We start from the raw sequence: 19,921 nt of genomic DNA, 5'->3' as shown, positions 1-19,921 counted from the left end.
CCTTACCGAGATAGTCGTCGCCGGCGATGGATCCGAACGCTCCGCGCAGCGCCCGGGCGTCGACCGTCGCGCCGGCGCCGATGCGGGCGTCCGTGCTCTTGGTCGTCGTGACGACGGCGACACCGACGCCGACGCCGACGAAGCCGACGCCGATGCCGCCGGTGACCGTGGTGTACGTGCTGTCATCGATCGCCGAGACGACCACGTTGTTGTCGGCGTCGATCGTCGCGCCGCCCGCCACGAGCGCGTGCGTGTGCGCCTTCACGATCGCGACGGTCACGGCGGCGGCGACGCCCACGAAGCCTCCGCCGAGCGCAGCGGAGGCGGCGGTGACGTCTTCGCTGCCGGTGGCGGCGACGACCACGTCGTTGCGCGCGCGCACCGTCGCACCGGCGCGGATCTGGGCGTCCTGATCGAGGGTGACGACGTCGACCGCGGCGCTCACGCCGACGCCCACCGTGCCGGCGCCGAGAGCGGCCGAGACCATGAGCTGACGGAACGCACCGCCCGCCTGCACCGCCACCGACTGGAACGGCGACGCCTCGTCGTCATCGACGTCGTTGATACGGGCCAGTCGACCGATGAAGGCGTCGGTGTCGACGGTGGCGATGTTGACGTTGCCCGCAACGCCGACGCCCGCCGAGCCGCCGACCGCGCCGGCGCCGCCGACCGCCAGGATCTCGTCGCTGTTGTTCGCGATGACGGCGACGCCGCGGATCGCGCCCATGCGCGGCGTGAGCACGCGGATGCCGGTGGCGAGGGCCGGGTTGCCGGGAGGCTGCGTGTCCTGGCGCACGAGGCTGTGAGCGCGTCCGCTCGCCTGGCTCGCGTCCAGCGCGATCGCCGGGCCGCCCTGCGTGTGCGCGAGCTGGAGGCTGTCGCCCGACCGGCCGACGACGTAGTACGACTCGCCGTCGACGAGGCCGCCGATCGCCGCGCCTCCGTTCGCGGTGTAGATGACGACCTCGCCATCGGCCGCCGCGAGGTCGTACGGCAGGGTGATGGTGCTTCCGCTCACGTCGCCCGGAATGAAGTACGGCTGCAGCGCCGCGGGCACGCTCGCCTCGTCGACGGCGACGATCCGGTGCGATCGGCCAGGTCGCGCGGGGAGGGAGAGCGCCAGCGGCGCGCCGCCCTGGGTGAGCGCGAGCCGGATCTTCGTGGGCGCGCTCGGGTCGACGATCGCGTAGAACTCGATGCCGTTGCCGTCCGACCAGTCGCCCTCGACCATGCGGCCGAGACCCACCAGCGCCTGGCCGCCGCCCGAGAAGTAGGTCACCACCTCGCCGTCCTGGATGCCGTGGGCGTAGCCGAGGTCGATGGTGTAGCCGTCGGCATCGAGCGCGAAGTGCGGGTCGAAGCGCGTGTCGATGTACGAGATGTCGAAGCCGCCGAGCGTGCCGAGCACGCCGTCCGTGAGGGCGAGCGCCGTGACGATCGAGAGGTCGCCGATGAACGCGCGGGTCGTCTTCTTCAGCACCGGCACCGCGGCTCCGACGCCGACACCCGCCGCACCGCCGATCGCGATGGTGCCGGCGATGAGGTCCATCGTGAGCACCTCGTTCGCGGTGATGCGCACGCTGCCCCCCGCGATGACGATGCTCCGCGACGGCGCGCAGCTCGCCTCGCTCGCGACCGAGGCGGCGCACTCCTCGCCGACGAAGGCGAGGGTCGTGACGTCGTACACGGGAACCGCCGCGTTCACGGAGACTCCCGCCGAGCCGCCGACCGCGGCGCCCGCCGAGACGCTCGTGACGTCCTCGCTCGATGCGGCGTCGATCGTGACGTCGCCCGGCACGGTGACCAGCACCTGCGGTGCCATCGACGCCTCGGTGTGCTTGTCCATCACCTGCACGTCCGAGCCGATGCCCACGCCCGCGGTGCCGCCCACCGCCGCCTGCCCGGCTATGCCGCGGAGGACGGTGTGGTCGGTCGCACGCAGTCGCGCGCCCGCCTCGCCGTCGGCCGAGGTGCCGTCGAGCGTCGCCCCGCGGCCGAGCGTCGCGCGCGTCTGGTGGTCGTAGACCCCGGTGGTGATGGCGCCCGCGACACCCGCCGTGCCGGCTCCCCCGCCCGCCACCGCGACCATCCAGATGTCCTGGCTCTGATCGGCCGTGAGAACGAGGCCGAGTCCCCCGGCCGCGCGCAGCCACGCCGCATCGCCGGCTGCCGCTTCGACGATGGCGTCGCGCACGAAGACGACCGTGGCCACGCCGATGCCCGCCGTGCCCGAGGAGACGCCCACGGCGCCCGCGAAGAGGGTCGACGCGCTCACCGGGTCGGCCGCCGTGATCGTGATGCCGCCGTCGGCGAGCACCTCGGTGGGGTTCTGCGTCGAGCTCTCGATGCGTGCGCGCGTGCCCGGATCGCCGGCGCCCTTGTTCACGACGAGGACGAGGAACGATCCGGCGATGCCGGCGCTGCTGGCGGCGGCGGCGCCGGCGACGACCTCGGTCCAGCTGCCGCCCGCCTGCGCGTCCAGCCACACCGAACCGCCCAGGCGCGCGGAGACGCCCTCGCCGATGCTCGCGCGCACGTCCTTGTTGTGCACCCCGACGATGAGCGCGAATCCGACGCCTGCGCTGCCGGTGGTGAGACCCAGGGCGCCGGCGAGGTCGACGAATCGAGTCTGGTCGCTCGCCGCGAAGGAGAGGTGCTGGTTCTCGTCGGTCGCGCCGATGGTCTGGTTGACCTGGGCGCCGTCGCCGATCCACGAACCGGTGGTGCGGTCGGTCACGTTGACGATGACCGAGCCGCCGACCCCGGCGTCGCCGCCGCCCAGCGCCGCGCCCAGCGCCACGCCCGTGATGTCGGGGATGTCGACGAAATCGATGCCGAGATCGGGTGCCGCGAGCGGCGAGAGATGGGCGTCCGCGAGGCCGATGATCGCGCCGTCCGCGTCGATGACGGTGGATCGCGCGGCCGACGAGTCGATGTGGGCAAGCGTGTCGGCATCCACGAACTGCACGACGATGCCGGCACCGACGCCGCTGCCCGACATCGATGCCGCCGCCGAGACGGCCATGGCCTGCATGCCCATCGGGTTGGTCGCGTGGAGCGTGAGGTCGCCCGAGACCCGCAGTGTCGAGCCTGCGCCGATCACCGCCTCGTTGCGCAGCTGCAGCACCTGCACCGCGACGGAGCCGGCGACCGCCGCCCCACCCGACCCGCCGCCCGACCCGCTCGTCGGGTCGGGCGCCGCGACGGCGACCGACCGCGCTTCGAAGTCGTTCTGCTCACCCTCCGGCGTCCGCGCGGTGAGCGCCATCGCACCCGCGACGACATCGGCGCCCGCGCCCAGCGAAGCGAGATCGTCGACGGTCGCGACGTTGAGCGACACGCCGGCGCCGACCGCGGTGGTGCCGCTCGGGAACGCCTTCCCGGTGGCATGCGCCCGCGCGTCGAGGTGTGCCGACGACAGCAGCGCGAACATGCCGCCGACGCGGACGGTGCGGTCCTCCGGCACGAGCGAGCGGCTCTGCACCGTGACCCAGTTGACCGAGACGGCGGCACCCACTCCCACGCCGTCGCTCGACTTGCCGGACTGGCTGCCCGCGGTGCTGTTCCCCTGCCCGACCGCGCCCTGCGAGCTCGGCAGGTTCACGCCGAGCCCCGACGTCGCCTGGTTGCCGTCCACCTCCTGCTGGGCCTGCTGATCGGCGTCCTGCGCCTCGCCCGCCGCGGGCTTCTTGGCGCCGGATGCGCTCGCGGCGCTGACGGCCGACGAGGTGACGTTCGCACTCGACACGAGCCAGAGGGACCCCGCGGTCACATCCTGGAATACCTGGGCGTTCACGGCCACGTCGACGACGTTGATGACGATGATCGCGCCGACCGCGGTTCCGCTCCCCGCGGCCTCGGCGTCGCCGTTCGCCTGCACAGTGGTGGTCGACGTCGCGCGGACCAGCACTTGACCGGTCGCGGTGAACGCCCGCGGGCCCGCGGTTCCGATGCGCGCGAGCACCTCGGGACGCACGACGTCGATGCCCACCGCCGGCGCGACCGCGGCCCCGCCGCCGGTCGTCGCCGATCCCGCCTTGACCTCGTTCACGACCGCGTCGGTGTGGTCGGCGCGGACCGTGACGCTCGCGCCGCCCGTGATGTCGGCGCCGTCGTGGATCTCGGCGCGCGTGACGTCGGTCGCCAAGACGTTGAGCGCGACCGAGGCGCCGACGCCCACACTGCCGCCGCCGGCCTTCGCGTCGCTCACCGCGCGGGCGGTGTCGGTCCGGAAGTTCTCAGCGGCGACGGTGACATCGCCGTCGCCGAACGTCACGACGGCGCTCGACGGGATCCACGCCTCGGTGTTATCCGTCACGATGTTCAGGCCGAGCGCGCCGGCCACGCCCGTGCCCGAGGTGGAGCCCGCGCCCGACTTCGCGACGGCGGCGAAGTCGTGCTTCGCATCGTTCGGGAGCGGCGTCATCGTGGCCGAGACGGCGAACCCGTTCGCGTCGATCGCCGTCTCCTCGCCGAGCCATGCACGGTTCTCGACCCACGCGAGGTTGAGCGCGACCGCTGCGCCGATCGCGGTGCTGGACGAGCCGGATCCACCCGATCCGCCCGAGCTCACCGCAGTCGCCGAAGCGTCCGCCTCGACCTTGGAGTCGACCTGCGCGCGCGAGAGGAACCAGACGTGGCCGTCCGCCTCGATGGAGAGCCCGTCGGGGAGGTGGGCCGTGAAGCTCGCGTCGGCGATCGAGAGGGCGATGGCCGCGGCGACGGAGACGCTGCCGCCGCTCGTCGACGCCGACGGCGAGGCGCCCGACTGCATGCCCGATCCACGACTCTGCGTCGTCTGCTGGTCGGCGTACGAGCGCTGCTGCGCGATCTGGCCGTCGACCCCGCCGGCGCCGGAGCCGCCCTCGTCGTTCTGCGCCGGTGCGCCGCTCGTGGACGCCTTCGCCGTCGCTCCGGCCAGCGCGGAGCCGGTCACGCTGAAGACTGCGGAACCGCCCGCGACGACATCGCGCCGGGTCTCCGCGAACGCGACGTCGAAGGCGAAGTTCAGTGCGAGCGAGACCCCGACCGCCGTGGCCGCCTCGCCCGCCTCCGCGTCGGTGGTCGTGCTCGCGCTCGTGGCGTGCTCGACGATCGCGAAGACATCGCCTGTCGCCTCGAGCGCATCCGGCAGGGTGCCGATGACGGCGGTCGTCGAGATCTCCGAGACCGTGATGCCGATCGCCGGGGTGACGGTGACGCCGCCGCCCTTCGCCCCCATCTTGGCCTCGGTCACCGTGCGGCTCTCCGAACCCGCGGCCACGGTGAAGTCGTTCGCGCCCGTCACCGCGACGTCGTCGGCGATGAGCGCATGCGTCTCGCTGAAGACGAGGGCGAGGGCGAACGAGGCGCCGACCCCGACGTTGCCGGTCGACATCACGCCGTCGCCCGTCGGCAGCGCCTTCGCCGACGTGCGCAGCGCGTCGAGCGCCAGCACGATGACGTCGGCGTCAGCGCCGATGAGGGCGACGTCGCCGTAGACGCCGGCGAGCGTGTCGGCGTTCACCTGCGCGATCGCGACCGAGCCGGCGACCGAGATCTTCCCGCCGCCCGCGCCGGACGCGGCATCCGCCGAGATCGTCGACGTACGGTCGCCGTCGTCGTCGGCCGTGGTCGTGGCCCCCACCACGAGTCCGCCGGCGGTGATCGTCAGCCAGTCCGGCACGATCGCGTGGTTCACGACGTCGACCCAGCTGATCGCCACGCCGGCGCCGATCGTGGCCGACGCGCCATCCGACACGGCCGAGCCGTCGCCGGCGGTCGCGACATCGGTGTTGTGCGAGGAGAGGATGCGCACGACGCCGCCCGCCGTCAGCTCCGTCACGTCTTCGGTGATGCGGGCGACGGGCGCGATGGTGGCGACGATGATGCCGACGGCCGCGGCCACCGCCACCGGTCCGGCGCTGGTCTTCGCGTCCGGCGTCTCGGCGTCGCCTGATCCCGTACCGCCGGAGGCCGCCGATCGCTGGTCGGCGTAGTCGCGCTGCTGCGCGGCGAACTGGTCGACGCCCGTGCCGGCCGCGCCGCCCTGGTTGCCGGGGTCGGACGATCCGCTGTCGGCCTCGTTCTCGGGGGCACCGGCGGCGGAGGCCGTCGCCTTCGCGCTCGAGGCCGATCGGCTGTAGGCCTGCAGGGTGAGCGAGCCGCCGGCGTCGACGGTGCGCGCGAGCTCGGCGAGCACGTCGTGGTTCGGGATCGTGAGCGCGAACGAGATGCCGATCGCGGCGTCGCTGCCGGCGATCGCCGCGGCGGTCGTCTCGTTCAGCGCGGACGCGGTCTGCGTGGCCCTCAGCCACACGTCGCCGGTCGCCTCGAGGGCGCCGGTGCCGATGCGGGCGGTCGTGGTGACGTTGGACAGCACGATCGACACCGCCGGTGCGATGGCGACCCCGCCGCCCTTCGCACCCATCTTCGCCTCGGCGGTGAGGGTGTCGGTCGCCTCGGCGGAGACGACGACGTCCTCGGCGTCGGTGATGACGACGCCGTCGCCGATGAGCGCGCTGGTGTCGTGTGTGTCGAGCACGAGGACGAAGGCTGCGCCGAGGCCGAAGTCCCCTTCGGTCGAGACACCGCCGACGAAGTCCTCTCCGCCCGGCCCCTCGACCTCTCCGTCACCGTCCTCGTCGCCCTCCTTGTGGGGAAGCGCGCTCACGACGCCGTCGACGGCGCTGCGGGCCACGATCGCGACGTCGCTGGAGGTGAGGGCGAGCGTGCCGTACACGGCCGCGAGCGTCTCGGTGGTGATGATCGCGATGGCGACCGACCCGGCGACCGAGACGTTTCCTCCGCCGGCGCCCGAAGCCGCCTTCGCGCCGTACGTGCCGGTGACGTCGTCGCCGTCGGCGGCGACCGTCGCCGACACCACGACATCGCCCGCGGTGGCCGACAGCGTCGCGGGGATCACCGACCGGTTCACTGTCGTCGCGAGCGTGAGCGCCACGCCGGCACCGACGTTCGCGTCGCCGCCCAACGACACCGAGGAGCCGTCGGCGCCGGACTGGGCGTCGGTGTTCGCGGCGGACTCCACGCGCAGCTGACCGCCGGCCGCGATCGTCGTGACGCCGGGAAGGATGAGCGACTCGGCGTGCACGTCGGCGACGACGATGCCGATGGCAGCGGCCACCGCGACGCCGCCCTCGCTCGTCTCGGCCTTCGGGTTGTCGGTGTCACCTGAGCCCCGGCCGCCGTTCTCAGCGGCCTGCTGGTCGGCGAAGGTCCGCTGCTCGTTCGCGAGCTGGTCGACACCGGTACCGGGCTGGCCGCCGGGATTCGCCGGATCGCTCGACTCAGCATTCTCGGGGGCTCCGGCAGCGGAGGCCTCGGCGCGCGCGCTGGACTCGGAGATGTCGGACGCGCGCAGCAGCACGTGCTCGCCGGCCTCGACGCTGCGCGCGAGCTCTGTCGTCGACGCGTGGTTCGCGTACGTGAGAGCGAGCCCGAACCCGACGGCGGCGTCGGCGGCATCGAGCGCCGCGGCTGCGGCGACGGTGTCGGCGATGGCCTTCTGCGCCGACGTGAGGGCGAGGGTGCCCGTGAGCAGCTGCGTCGCACCGGCGCCGAGCCGCGCGAGCGTCGACACGTTCGACAGGGCGATGCCGATCGACGGCGTGATCGCGACGCCGCCGCGCGCGCCCATCTTCGCCTCGACGGTCGTGATGTCCTTCGCGTCCGCCGTGAGCACGAGATTGCGCGCGCCCGACACCTCGACGCCGTCCGCGAGTTCGGCGACGGTGTCGTGCGTGACGATGGCGAGGGCTACGGCGATGCCCAGGCCCAGCGACGACGCCGGGTCCTGCTCCTCGGCGTGAGGCAGGGCCTTCGCCGTCGTGGCCACATCGCTCCTGGCGATGACGGCCGCGTCGCCGCCCGCGAGCACCACCGTGCCGTCGACCGCCGCACGCGTGAGGTGGGTGACGACGGCGAGGCCGAGCGACCCGGCGCCGGCGAAGTCGCCGCCTCCGGCGCCCGACGAGCCGACCGCCTCGATCGTCGACGTCGTGTCGTCGCCGTCGGGCGCGACGTCGGCCTGCACGAGCAGGTCGTGCGCGCGCACCGTGAGGTGGGCCGGCACGGTCGCCGTGTTCACGACCTCCAGGAGTGTGATGCCGACGCCGACGCCGATGTTGGCCGTGCCGCCGTCGACCGCGGAGGCGTTGCCCGTCGAGGAGGAGTCGGTGTTCGCGCCGGTCAGGAAGGCGACGGTGCCGACGGCGGTGAGCTCGCCGACCTCGCTGGTGACGCCAGCGCGGACGACCGGGTTCGACAGGCTCACGCCGACGGCCGCCGCCGCGTTCACTCCGCCCTGGCTCGTCTCCGCCTGCGGGGCGCGCTGGTCGTCGCCGCCGGACGTCTCGAGCCCGTTCTGCGCCGCCTGTCCGTCGGCGTGGTCCTGCTCGCGGTTGACGAGTTCGTTGACGCCCGTGTTGTCGGGGTCGGTGTCGGGAGCGCTCGTGTCCTCCTCGGGCGCGCCGGCCGCGGAGGCGGTGGCGGAGGCGGTGGATGCCGAGATCGCGGAGGCGCGGAGCACGATGTCCTCGCCCGCCTCGACGACGCGGGCGAGGTCGCTCGTCGCGGCGTGGTTCGCGATCGTGAGGCCCAGCGACAGTCCGATCGCGGCGTCGCCGCCCGACACGGTGGCAGCCGAGGCGGTGCTCGCGACCTTCGACTCGAGCGCCGACGCGAGGTGCAGCGAGCCGGCGAGGTCGAGCGAGCCGGTGCCGACGCGCGTCGCCGCCGTGACATTCGAAAGGGTCGTTGCGACCGCCGGGGCGATCGAGACGCCGCCGCCCGCGGCGCCCATGCGCGCCTCGGTCGTCGCGACGTCGGCGACGGTCGCCTGCACCGTCACGTCGTCGGCGCCGTCGACGGCGACCTCGTCGGCGATCTCGGCGACGGTGCGGTGCGTGATGAGGCTGAGCGCGACGGATGCCCCGAACCCGAGGTCGCCCGCCTCGGTGACGCCTTCGCCGGCGGGCAGGGCCTTGACGGTGGTCGCGACATCGCTCGCGGCCGACACCCAGGCGTCGCCGCCCGACAGCACCACGCTGCCCTCGATCGCGGCACGCGTCTGGTGATCGACGACGGCGAGCGCGAACGATCCGGCGACCGACACGTCGCCGCCACCGGCCCCGGAGGTGGCGCTCGCGCCGATCGTGGCGGTGTGGTCGTCACCGTCGACGGCGGTCTGCGCGCGGACGACCAGGTCGCGTGCGCTGATGGTGAGGACGGACGGGACGATCGCGTGATTGCGCACGTCGGAGAGGGTGATCGCGACCGCCGCGCCGATCGTCGCGGTGCCGCCCGCGGGCTGCGTCGCCGATCCGTCGGCGGTGGCCGCGGCATCCGTGTTCGCCTCCGTCTGAAGGGTCGCGGTGCCGCCCGCCGCGAGGGCGTCGACGGTGACCACGACCTCGGAGACCACGGTCGACAGCGCCACGGCGATCGCCGCGGCGGCCTGCACGCCGCCCGCGCTCGTCTCCGCCGCGGGCGGCTCCGCGCCGCCCGCGCCGCTGCCGGTCTCGGCCGCACCGACCTCGTCGGCGAAGGCGACCTGCGCGCCGATCTGCTGATCGACGCCGCTCGGCTCGCCGGCCGGCGGGTCCTCGTCCGATGCCGGCGCTCCGGCGGCCGAGGCCTGGGCCGATGCGACGGTGCGAGAGACGCTCGCCGTGCGCAGCGTCACGTCGCCGCCGGCCACGACCCCGCGCTCCACCCGCGTCGTGACGGTGTGGTTGGCGATCGGAAGCCCGAGGCTGATGCCGATGCCCGCGTCCGCGGCGCCGGCGACCGACGAGGTGCCCGATGCCGAGGCCTCGGCCTCCTGCGTGGCGTGCATCGCGAGGTCGCCGCTCACCGTGAGCGCAGACCCGGTTCCGAGGCGTGTGGTCGTGGTGATGTTCGACAGGGCGATCGCGACCGCCGGGGCGAGGGCCACGTCCCCGCCCTGGGCGCCCATCTTCGCCTCGACCGTGGAGGTGTTCGTCGCGGTCGCGATGAGCGCGACGCCGGTCGCGCCGGTCACGGCCGCGTCGTCGGCGACCTCGGCGATCGTGTCGTGGCGGATGACGGCGAGGCCGACGGATGCCCCGAACCCGACGCCGCCGCTTTCGGCCTCGGCGCCGACGCCGTGAGGGAGCGCCTTGACCGTGGCCGTCGCGGCGCTGCGGGCGGCGACGGTGGCGGCGCCGGTGAGTTCCGCGGTGCCGGCGAGGCGCGCGACGCTGTCGCGGTTCGCGACCACGATGGCGAGGGATCCCGCGACCGACAGCTTGCCGCCCCCCGCACCCGCCATTGACGTGGCGTCGGCGACGGATGCCGCATCCGCGCCGTTCGCCAGCGTCGCGGTCGTCAGCACGAGGTCGGCCGCGCGCACCGTCGCGTCCGCCGACAGCAGCGCCCGCGTGGTGACGTCCGCATCGGTGATCGACACAGCCGCACCGATCGTCGCGCTCGTGCCCTGCGCCGCCGAGCCGTCGGCGATGGATGCCTGGTCCGCGTTCTCGAGGGCCGCGAGGCGCACCGTGCCCGCGGTCGCCGTGACGCCCGGCGCGATCACGGCTTCGCTCAGGATGGTCGCGAGGGTGAGCGCGATGGCCGCGGCCGCGTTGACCTTGCCCTCGCTCGTCTCGGCCTCGGCGGCGTCCCCGCCGCCCGAGGCGGCTCCGCCGTTCTCCGCGGCGACGCCGTCGGCGTGGTCGCGCTGAGCGGCCAGCTGCTGATCGACGCCGCCGGTGGCGCTCGGCTCGGCGTCCTCCGGTGTCTCGTCCTCAGGCGCGCCTGACGCAGACGCGACGGCCTTGGTCGCGGCGGTGCTCGTGAGGAAGGTCGCCAGCAGCACCTGTTCCGCCGTGAAGGTGCGCGCGATGCGCGCGAGGGCGGAGTGGCCGGGCATCGCGAGCGCGAGTGCGACGCCGATGCCGGCGTCCGTCGCACCCTCGACCTCGGCGGTGGCGGTCGCGTTCGCCGTCGCGGTGAGCACGGCGTCCATTCGCAGGAGACCGGTGAGGGTCAGCGCGGGGCCGGCCCCCAGGAGGGCCTGCGCCGTCTCGGTCGACAGCGCTGTCGCGACCACCGGCGTGAGTGCCACGCCGCCGCCCGTCGCCCCCATCTTCGCCTCGACCGTCATGGTGCTGCGGCCGTTGGCGGTGAGCGTCAGATTCGCGGCACCGGTGAGCGTCGCGTCCTGCGCGACTGCCGCGGTGGTCTGGCCCGTGACGATCGCAAGGACGAACGATGCGCCGATCCCCAGCGTGCCCGCACCGCTCACACCCTCCCCGTGGGGCAGCGCCTTCGCCGTGGTCTCGAGGCTCTTCGACGCCGCGACGACCGCATCGCCGGTGAGACGCACGGTTCCCGCGATGACGGCGGTGGAGTCGTGGTTGCCGAGCGCGATGGCGACCGAGCCTGCGACGGAGATCTTGCCGTCTCCGGCGCCGGCCGCCGACTCGGCCGCGAGCGTCGATGCACCGCCGGCCAGGGCGCCGGTGAGAACCTGGAGGCTCGCCGCCTCGACCGTCGCACCCGACAGGACGGAGGCGCGGGTCCAGGCGTCGCCCTTCGCGAGCGCGACGGCGGCGCCGATCGCGGCGGTGCCGCCGTCGGCTGCTGAGCCGTCGGCGTTCGCCCGCCGGTCGACGTCCTCGAGCGCCGCAAGCGTGACGGCGGCATCCGAGCGCACCGTGGCGCCGGCGAGGATGCGCGCCTCGCTGACCGTCGTCGCCAGGGTCAGCGCGATGGCCGCCGCCGCGTTGACACCGCCTTCGCTGGTCTCCGCGCTGGGTGCGTCGGCTGCAGGAGCCGACGGCGTGCCGCCGTTCGCCGTCGCGACGCCGTCGGCGTGACCGCGCTGCGCTTGGAGCTGCTGATCGACGCCGTCACCGGAGGCGCCACCGGGGTTGGTCGCGTCGCCCGAGTCGGCGGCGTTCTCGGGCGCGCCCGCTGCCGACGCGACCGCGTGCGAGAGCGACGACGACGTGAGGAACGAGGCGAGCGCCACGGTGCCGTCCGCCGACACGGTGCGGGCGATCTCGGCGATCGCACGATGCTGCGGCATGGCGAGGGCGAGGGCGACGCCCACGCCCGCCTCGCCGGCCCCCTCGACCTCGGCCGTCGCGGTGGCGCCGGCCGCGGCATCCAGCACCGCATCCAGACGCACCGGCCCGCCGACCGCCACGTCCGCGCCGGTGCCGACGCGCGCGACCGCGCTCTCGGTCGACAGAGCCGTCGCGACGACGGGCGTCAGCGAGACGCCGCCGCCGGTGGCGCCCATCCGCGCCTCCACCGTCATCGTGCTGCGGCCGCTGGCGAACAGCGTCAGTGCGTCGGCGCCCGCGAGCGCGGCGGCGTCGGCGATCTCCGCCGTCGTGACGCCGGTCGCGATCGCGAGGGCGACCGACGCACCGATCCCCAGCGTGGACGCGCCGCTCACTCCGTCCCCATGCGGCAGTGCCTTGGCGACCACATCGGTGCGGTCGGCGGCGGAGATCAGCACCGCACCGTCGACGTTCGCCGTGCCGGCCAGCGACGCCAGCGACGAGTGGTTCAGGATCGCGAGGGCGACCGACCCGGCGACCGAAACCTTGCCGGCGCCCGCTCCCGCGGCCGACTCGGCCGTCGTGACCGACGAGGCGTCGTCCCCGTTCGCGAGCGTGGCGGTGGACAGCTGGAGGGAGCCGGCGGTGACGGTCGTGCCGGCCGGCAGGACCGCCTCGGTCGATACGGTGGCGCGGGTGAGTGCCACTGCGGCGCCGATGGTGGCCGTAGCCCCCTTCGCCGCGGACCCGTCGGCGTCCGACGACTGGTCGGCGTTCTCGAGCGCCGCGAGCCGCACCTGCCCCGCGGCTTGGATCGTCGGGGCGGTCACGGTCGCGCGACTCACCGCCGTCGCGAGCGTGAGGGCGACGGCCGCGGCCGCGTTGACCTTGCCGTCGCTCGTCGAAGCGCTCGGGGCGGTGCCCTGCGAGGCGGCGCCTCCGGCGCTCGCGGCGACGTCGTCGGCGTGCGCGCGCTCCTCAGCGAGCTGCTGGTCGACGCCGTCGCCGCCCTCGCCTCCGTCGCCGGTGTTCTCGGGCGCCCCTGCGGCCGAGGCGACGGCGGTCGTCGTGGCCTTGGAGGTCAGGAAGGCGTGGATGAGCACGTCGCCGCCGGCCTCGACAGCCCTCGAGACGGTCGCGAGGGCGCGGTGGTCCGGCATCGCGAGGGCGAGCGAGAGGCCCACACCCGCCGTCGTCGCATTCGTCACGTCGGCCGTCGCACTCGCCGTCGTCGACGCATCGAGGACGGCGTCGAGCCGGAGCGTCCCCGCGAGCTCCAGCACGCCGGTGCCGACGACCCGCGCCTGCGCCGTCTCGGTCGTGAGCGCCGTCGCGACGACGGGGGCGAGCGCCACCGACCCGCCCTTCGCGCCCATCTTCGCCTCCGCCGTCGTCGCACTCGCGCCGTTCGCGTAGAGGGTGATGCCGCCGGCGCCCGTGATCGTGCCCGCCGCGGAGAGCTCCGCGAGCGTCGAACCGGTCACGACGGCGAGAGCGAACGAGGCGCCGATGCCGACCGACTCGGCGCCCGACACACCGCCCTCGTGCGGGAGGGCCGTGACCGTGGTGGCGAAGTCGGTCATCGCGGACGCGGTGACCGCTCCCCCGCCGATGATCGTGACCGATCCGTCGACGCCCGCCCGCGTCTGGTGATTCACCAGCGCGATCGCGACCGAGCCCGCGACCGAGAGCTTGCCGCCGCCGGCGCCGGCGAGCGACTCGGCACCGAGGACGGATGTCGCGTCGCCGCCGTCATCGAGTGCGCGGGCGAAGAGCTGCAGGCCGCCCGCCGTGAGCGCGACACCGGTGGGTACGACCGCGCTCGTGGAGATGTCGGCGCGGGTGAGGGCCACCGCGGCGCCCACCGTGGCGTCGGTGCCCTGCGACGCGGAGCCGTCGGCGCGAGACCGCACGTCGGAATGGGTGGCGGCGTCGATGACCGCGGCCCCCGATACCGTCAGGCCGCCCGCGAGCACGACCGCGGTGCCGAGCTCGGCGAGTGTGACGGCGACGGCGGCGGCGACCGCCACGCCGCCCTGCGACGTCGCCGCCGACGGAGTCGCCGTGCCGGCGAGGGCGGGCGTGCCGGCGGTCGCATCGGCGTGGTCGCGCTCGCGCTCCACCGCTTCGTCGACGCCCGTGCCGGCCGCGCCTCCGCGATTCGCCGCGTCGCCGGAGTCCGCCGCGTTCTCGGGTGCGCCGGAGGCGGATGCCGTCGCGTTCGAAGACGCCTCGCTCACGCCGTGCGCCGTCAGTGCGGCGCTTGCGGCTGCCACGTCCCGCGCCAGCTGGCTTTCCGCCGTGTGCTCGGCGATCGTCAGCGCGAGGGAGGCGCCGACGGCGGCGGTGCCGGAGGAGACGGCGATGGCACCCGCCGTGGTGGTGGTCGTCGCGCGCTGCTGCGCCGTGAGCCGGGCCGCACCGCTGAGCTGCACGGCGTCTCCGGCTCCGAGCCGCGCGATGGTCCGAGCGGTCGACACGGCCGTGGCGACGGCGGGGGTGACCGAGACGCCTCCGCCCGCAGCGCCCATGCGCGCCTCCGCGGTGGTGGCGACGATCGAGCGCGCGTCGACGGTGAGGTCGGTGACATCGATGAGCGTCGCGCCGGAGGCGACCTCGGCGAGCGTGTAGACCGTGACGATCGCGAGGGCGAACGAGGCGCCGACGCCGAGATCGCCCGCCTCGGTGACGCCGGCACCCGCGGGAAGCGCCTTCACGGTCGTCGCGCTGTGGCCGTTGGCGGCGACCGTCACCGAGCCGCCGCTCGCCGAACCTGCCAGCGCCGCCCGCAGTGACCGATCGACCAGCGCGATGGCCACCGACCCGGCGACCGAGACGTCGCCGCCGCCCGCGCCGGCGACGGACTCGGCGCCCGTGGTCGAGACGGCGTCGGCGCCGTCAGCCACCGTGCGGACGTGGATGGCCGTGGCGGGCGAAGCGACCGAGGCGCCCGCCGCGACCAGGGCGTCCGCAGCGAGGGAGGAGTCGGTGACGGCGACGGCTGCGCCGATCGTCGCGTCGGTCCCCTGGGCGGCACGGCCGTCGGCGCTGGAGGTGGCGTCGGTGTTCTCACCCGCGACGACCGTCGCAGTGTCCGCGACGACGGCCCCCTCGATGACCGCCCCGACCGACGCGCGCGACACGGTCACCGCGACGGCGGCTGCGACGTTCACGCCTCCTCCGCTGGTCTGTGCACTCGGCGGCGTGGTCGTGTTCCCGGTGCCGCCGGACTCGGCGGCGATGGCGTTCGCGGTGTTCTGCGCGCCGGCGATCTGGCCGTCGACGCCGGTCCCCGCGGCTCCGCCCGAGGAGTTCTCGGGTGCCCCCGCGGCCGACGCCTCGGCATCCGAGGTCGCGGTCGAGACGCCGGTCGCGCCGACCGTGACATCGGCGGAGCCGTCTGCTGCCCCGGCAGCGGTGACGTCGCGCGCGAGCGTCGCGCGCACGGAGTGGTCGGCGAGGGTCAGGGCGAGACCGACGCCGATGGCCGCGTCACCGCTCTGGGCGACGGCGGCGTGCGCCGCGCTGTGCGTGGCGGCCCGCTGGACCGCGGTGAGCGTGAGGTTCTCGACCGCGAGGGCCTCGCCGGCGGAGATCCGGCCGACCGTGCTCGCATTCCCCATGGCGACCGCGGTGAACGGCGCGATGGCGAGGTCGGCTCCGGCCACGGATCCGCTCGCCTCGGCGCGGACGATGTCCGTGCCGCTCGCCGCAACCGTCACGCCCGTCGTGCCCACGGCGGGTCCGTCGACGGCGGCGGTCGTGGTGGTGTCGCTCTTGGCGAGGGCGAAGGAGGCGCCGACGCCGGTCGTGGCGCCGGCGCCGCCGTCGGTGGCGAGCAGAGCCCGCGCCGTGGTCTCGGCGACGCCCATCGCGGCGACGGTCAGGGTCGCGCCCTCGAAAGAGCCCTGGAGAGCGGAGGAGGTCTCGACGCTCGAGAGGGCGAGGGCGACGGAGCCGGCGACCGAGAGGTCACCGCCGGATCCTGCACCGCCGGTGGCTGTGGCGGTGATGCGGTGGACCGGGTCGTTCACGCCGCTCGCAGTGAGCGGGGCGACTCCGGAGGTGAGGGTGAGGCTCGCGGCGTCGACGTCGGCGTCTGCGGCGAGCTCGGTGCGGACTCGGGCGTCCGCGAGGGTGATCGCGACGGCTGCCGCGATCGTGGTGGCAGCCGGTTCAGGTCCTTCGGCCGGAGGCCCGCGGTCCGCCGGGGCGCCGGTCGCTGTCGAATCGGCCTGCAGATTGCCGAGGGCGGTGAACGAAGCCTGCGCCGCTCGGATGGAGACACCCGAGACGACCACGTCACTGGTGAGGTCGTGGATGCCGAGTGCGAGGGCCGCCGCGGCCATGACTGTGCCCTGCGGCGTGGCGGGGGTGGGAGCCGCCGGCACGGAACCGCTGCCCTCCGAGGGGGCGGCACCGTCCGCCCAGTCGCGTGCGCTCGTGATCTGAGCGGCGGGGTCGGCGCCCGAGGTCGCGGAGGCCTCGCCCGGCGCCCCGGTCATCGAGGCCGCCGCGGTCGTCGCCGAGGAGGCCCGGGCCTCGGCCGAGAGGATGACGTCGCCGGTCGCAACGATGTCGCGCGACAGGAGGACCGTGGCGAGGTGCTCGGCGAAGGTGAGCGCGATGACCGCCCCGACGGCGGCGGCGTCCCCGGCGGTGACATCGCCGCGTGCCGTCGTCGTCACGGGGGCCACGAGCGTGGCGCGCATCGTGAGGTCGCCGCCGAGCGCGAGCGCCTGCGAAGCGGGAGCGACGCTCGACGTCGCGGTGGCGTTCGACACGGAGAGTGCGAGCACGGTCGAAATCGCGCCCGATGCCGCACCGCCGGTCGCCGTGACAGTCAGCGGCGAGACGGTCGTCGCGAGCAGGGTGAGGTCCCCGGCGCCGGTGATCTCCGGGCTCGTGAGGGCCGCGGTCGTGTCGTCATCGACGATGCCCAGCGCGACGTGGGCGCCCAGTCCGGTCGCGACGCCCGCCTGCGTGCCGGGTGCCGCCGACGCCGTCGTCGCCGCCGCGGAGTACGCCTCGAGCGAGGCATCCGTCGCCTGCCCGCCCGAGAAGGTGACCGGGCCCGCTCCGAGGAGCGCCTGGGTCGTGCGGGTCGTGAGGGCGATCGCGAGAGCCCCCGCCGCTCCGAAGCTCTCGGCGGCGCCGGCCCCGGACTTCGCGGTCGCGGAGAAGCCGCTCGCCGGCGAGCCCGTGGGAGACGCCGCGATCGCGTAGGCCGACAATGATGGGGCGGCGAGCGCGGCACCCTGCACCGTGGTGCGCGTGTCGATCGTGGCCGAGTTGACGGCCACGGCCACGCCGACTCCCGCGGCGTCCTCCGTCACGGCCGATGCGTCGGCGGCAGTGGCGGACGACCCGTGGGAGCGCGAGACGAGGATCACGCCGCCGTCGGCGGCGTACTGCGGTGCCGCGGCTGCGCCGAGCGTCGCGAGGGTCGTGACGTCGAGGTCGGTGTACGCCAGTGCCCCGGCGACGTCGACGGTGCCCTCGGGGGTCGTCGCGTTGCCGTCGGTCGCCGTGTCCGGAGTCGTGCCGTTCTGCGTCGCGCCGCCTTCGCTCGCGGTGGCGGTGGTGTCGATGTCGTAGACGCTGTCAGCCTCGACGTGGAGCGGGCCGCCCGCGTCGACCGCGCCCGCGGTGGTGAGCTCGGCCCGGGTGTCGATGGTGACGCGGCTGACGGCGATCGCGCCCCCTGCCTCCTGTGCGGTCGCGGTGGTGTCGACGTCGGCGTCGGTCTGCGCGAGGAGTGTGATGTCACCGGTGGCGGTGACCGTCGCGCCGCCCTGCACCTGCGCCGTCGCCGTGGCCGCCGCGTCGGCGTACGCGGCCGCCGCGTCGACGTCGTCGGTGCCCGTGCCGGTCGCGGTGACGGCGAGGTCCAGTTCCGCCTTCGCCGAGAGGTGCACGTCGCCGCCGCTGCCGGCGCCGGTCGCCTGGATCGAGCCGTCCTGCACGACGACGCGGGCCGTCGCCTCGGCCTCGCCGAGCGCCGTCGTGACCGCGTCGTCGGACTCCTCGGTCTCGGTGTGGGCGATGACTGCGTGCGCGCGTGCGACCACGTCCTCGCCCAGCACGGTCGCGCCGTCGAGGATCACCTCTGCGGTCGCGTCGCCCCCGACCGTCGTGGCCGAGGCGTGCATCCCGACGTAGCCGGTGCCGCTGATGGCCGAGTCCGTCACGCGGATGCCGGCGGCGGCCGACTCGTCAGTCTCGTTGTCGGCCTCCGCGACGAGCACGACGTCCTCGCCCGTGATGGTCGACCCGCCTTCGATGACGATCTCGGCCTCGACCGGGGCCGGGGTGGTGGGAGCGGGCGGTTCCTCGCACGGCTCGGTGTCGCACGGCTCGGGCTCGTCGGCCTCGAGCAGCTCGGCGATGGCGTGCAGCAGGATGTCGCCGCCGGTGAGCGACGCGCCGTTCATGAGGATCCGCGCCGCGCGCAGATCGAAGTCGATGCCGGCGAACAGCAGCGCCCCGATGATCCGGATGATCGCCCGCGCACCGCTGGTGTGAATCCTCACCGAGCCTGCCGGGACCACGATCTGGTCGCCGTCGTCGGTCGTGATGACGAGGTCGCCGTCGGCGTTCTGCGAGAGCGAGATGGTCTCGTCGTCGACGTCCCGGTCGATGTCGACGTCGGCGGGCTGCGCGTCCGGGGTCTCGGCGCCGGGGTCCGACGGGTCTGCGGGGTCGGGCGTCGCCGGCTCCTCGCCGGGTGCGCCCGGGTCGCCGGGCTCGCCGGGAACCTCGGGGGCCTCGCCTCCGGGCTCCGTGCCCTCGCCCGGCGTCGCGGGTGCCTCCGGCGCCTCGCTGGGCTCCGGCGTCTCGGGGGTGGGCACCGCCGGAGGCTCGGTGTCCTCGGGCGTCTCGGGAATCTCGACCGGCTCGGGATCGGCCTCGGCGGCAGCCGGCGCCTCCGCGACCTCCGACGCCTCCACCGTTGCCGGCGTCTCCGCGGGTGACGCGGATGCGGGCTCCGCCCCGCCGCCGTCTGTCTGGGTTTCGGATGCCGCGTCACCGGGCGCTGTCGAGTCAGGGGCTGCGAACGGCCGGACATTGAGGAAGGCCGCCGTGCCGGTGACGTCGTCGGCCGCAGGCGTCTCGGGTGCGCCCGGGGCCGCGGGCTGCTCGGGGACGCTCGGAACCGGGGGCTCCTCGGGAACCTCGGGTGCGACAGGGCCACCGGGGTTCGCGGGCGTCTGCGGCGCAGGCTGCGGTGCCGGCGGCGCGGGTACCTCGGGCACGGCCGGTCCGGGCACGCCGGGTGTGGGGATGCCGGGAAGTCCGGCCGGAGGCGCGGGCGCCGTGGGCGGGGCCGGCGGCAGCGGCGGGGTCGGCAGGCCCGGCATCGGCGGCACCGCCGGCGCCTGAGGCCCGTTGCCGTCGCCGGGGCCGCTTCCGGGTCCGCACACCAGGGTCGTGCTCGTCGAGCCCGAGCCGTCGTTCGTCGTCACTTCGCGGCAGTTGGGCCCGAAGGGGTTCGCCGGCGCGCCCGGCGCCGTGCGGCGCGGGTCGGCGGGCAGCACGATCACCATCGAGTAGTCGCTCGGGTCGGTGGCGGGCGGCACGAGCAGCTCGGGGACTTCCTCGCCGGGCTCACCGTCGGTCCCGCCGGAGCCGACCGAGTCGTCGCCGGCAAGCCCGTCGAGCGGCGTCAGCGCGCTCGGGTCGAGGACGAACGGCGCGCCTGTTCCGGTGCCGTCGACGGCGGATGCGCTCGGCGCGCCGACCGCTCCGCCCCACATGAGCTGGGATGCGACGAGGACCGATGCGAGCACGACGACGACGGCGCTGCGTCCACGCGCACCCGCCGTCGGCCCCGCGGCCACGCCGCGACGCCCCCACTCATCCCCGGTAACGGGGGGTCTCCGACTCAT

Annotated in this window: 1 protein-coding gene (running past one end of the window); it reads right to left on the bottom strand. The window is 74.9% G+C overall.

Going from position 1 to position 19,921, the window contains the following annotated elements:
* Positions 1-19,921, bottom strand: partial view of a beta strand repeat-containing protein gene (locus IM767_RS17450; protein ID WP_162564314.1) — the 5' portion only. The gene continues 10,487 nt to the left of window position 1, outside the view; the window shows 19,921 of its 30,408 coding nt (coding positions 1-19,921); it begins with the start codon at positions 19,919-19,921; the stop codon falls past the left edge of the window.

It is taken from the genome of Microbacterium ureisolvens, assembly GCF_015278315.1.
Lineage (GTDB): Bacteria > Actinomycetota > Actinomycetes > Actinomycetales > Microbacteriaceae > Microbacterium > Microbacterium ureisolvens.
This window is presented reverse-complemented; position numbering and strand designations above follow the sequence as displayed.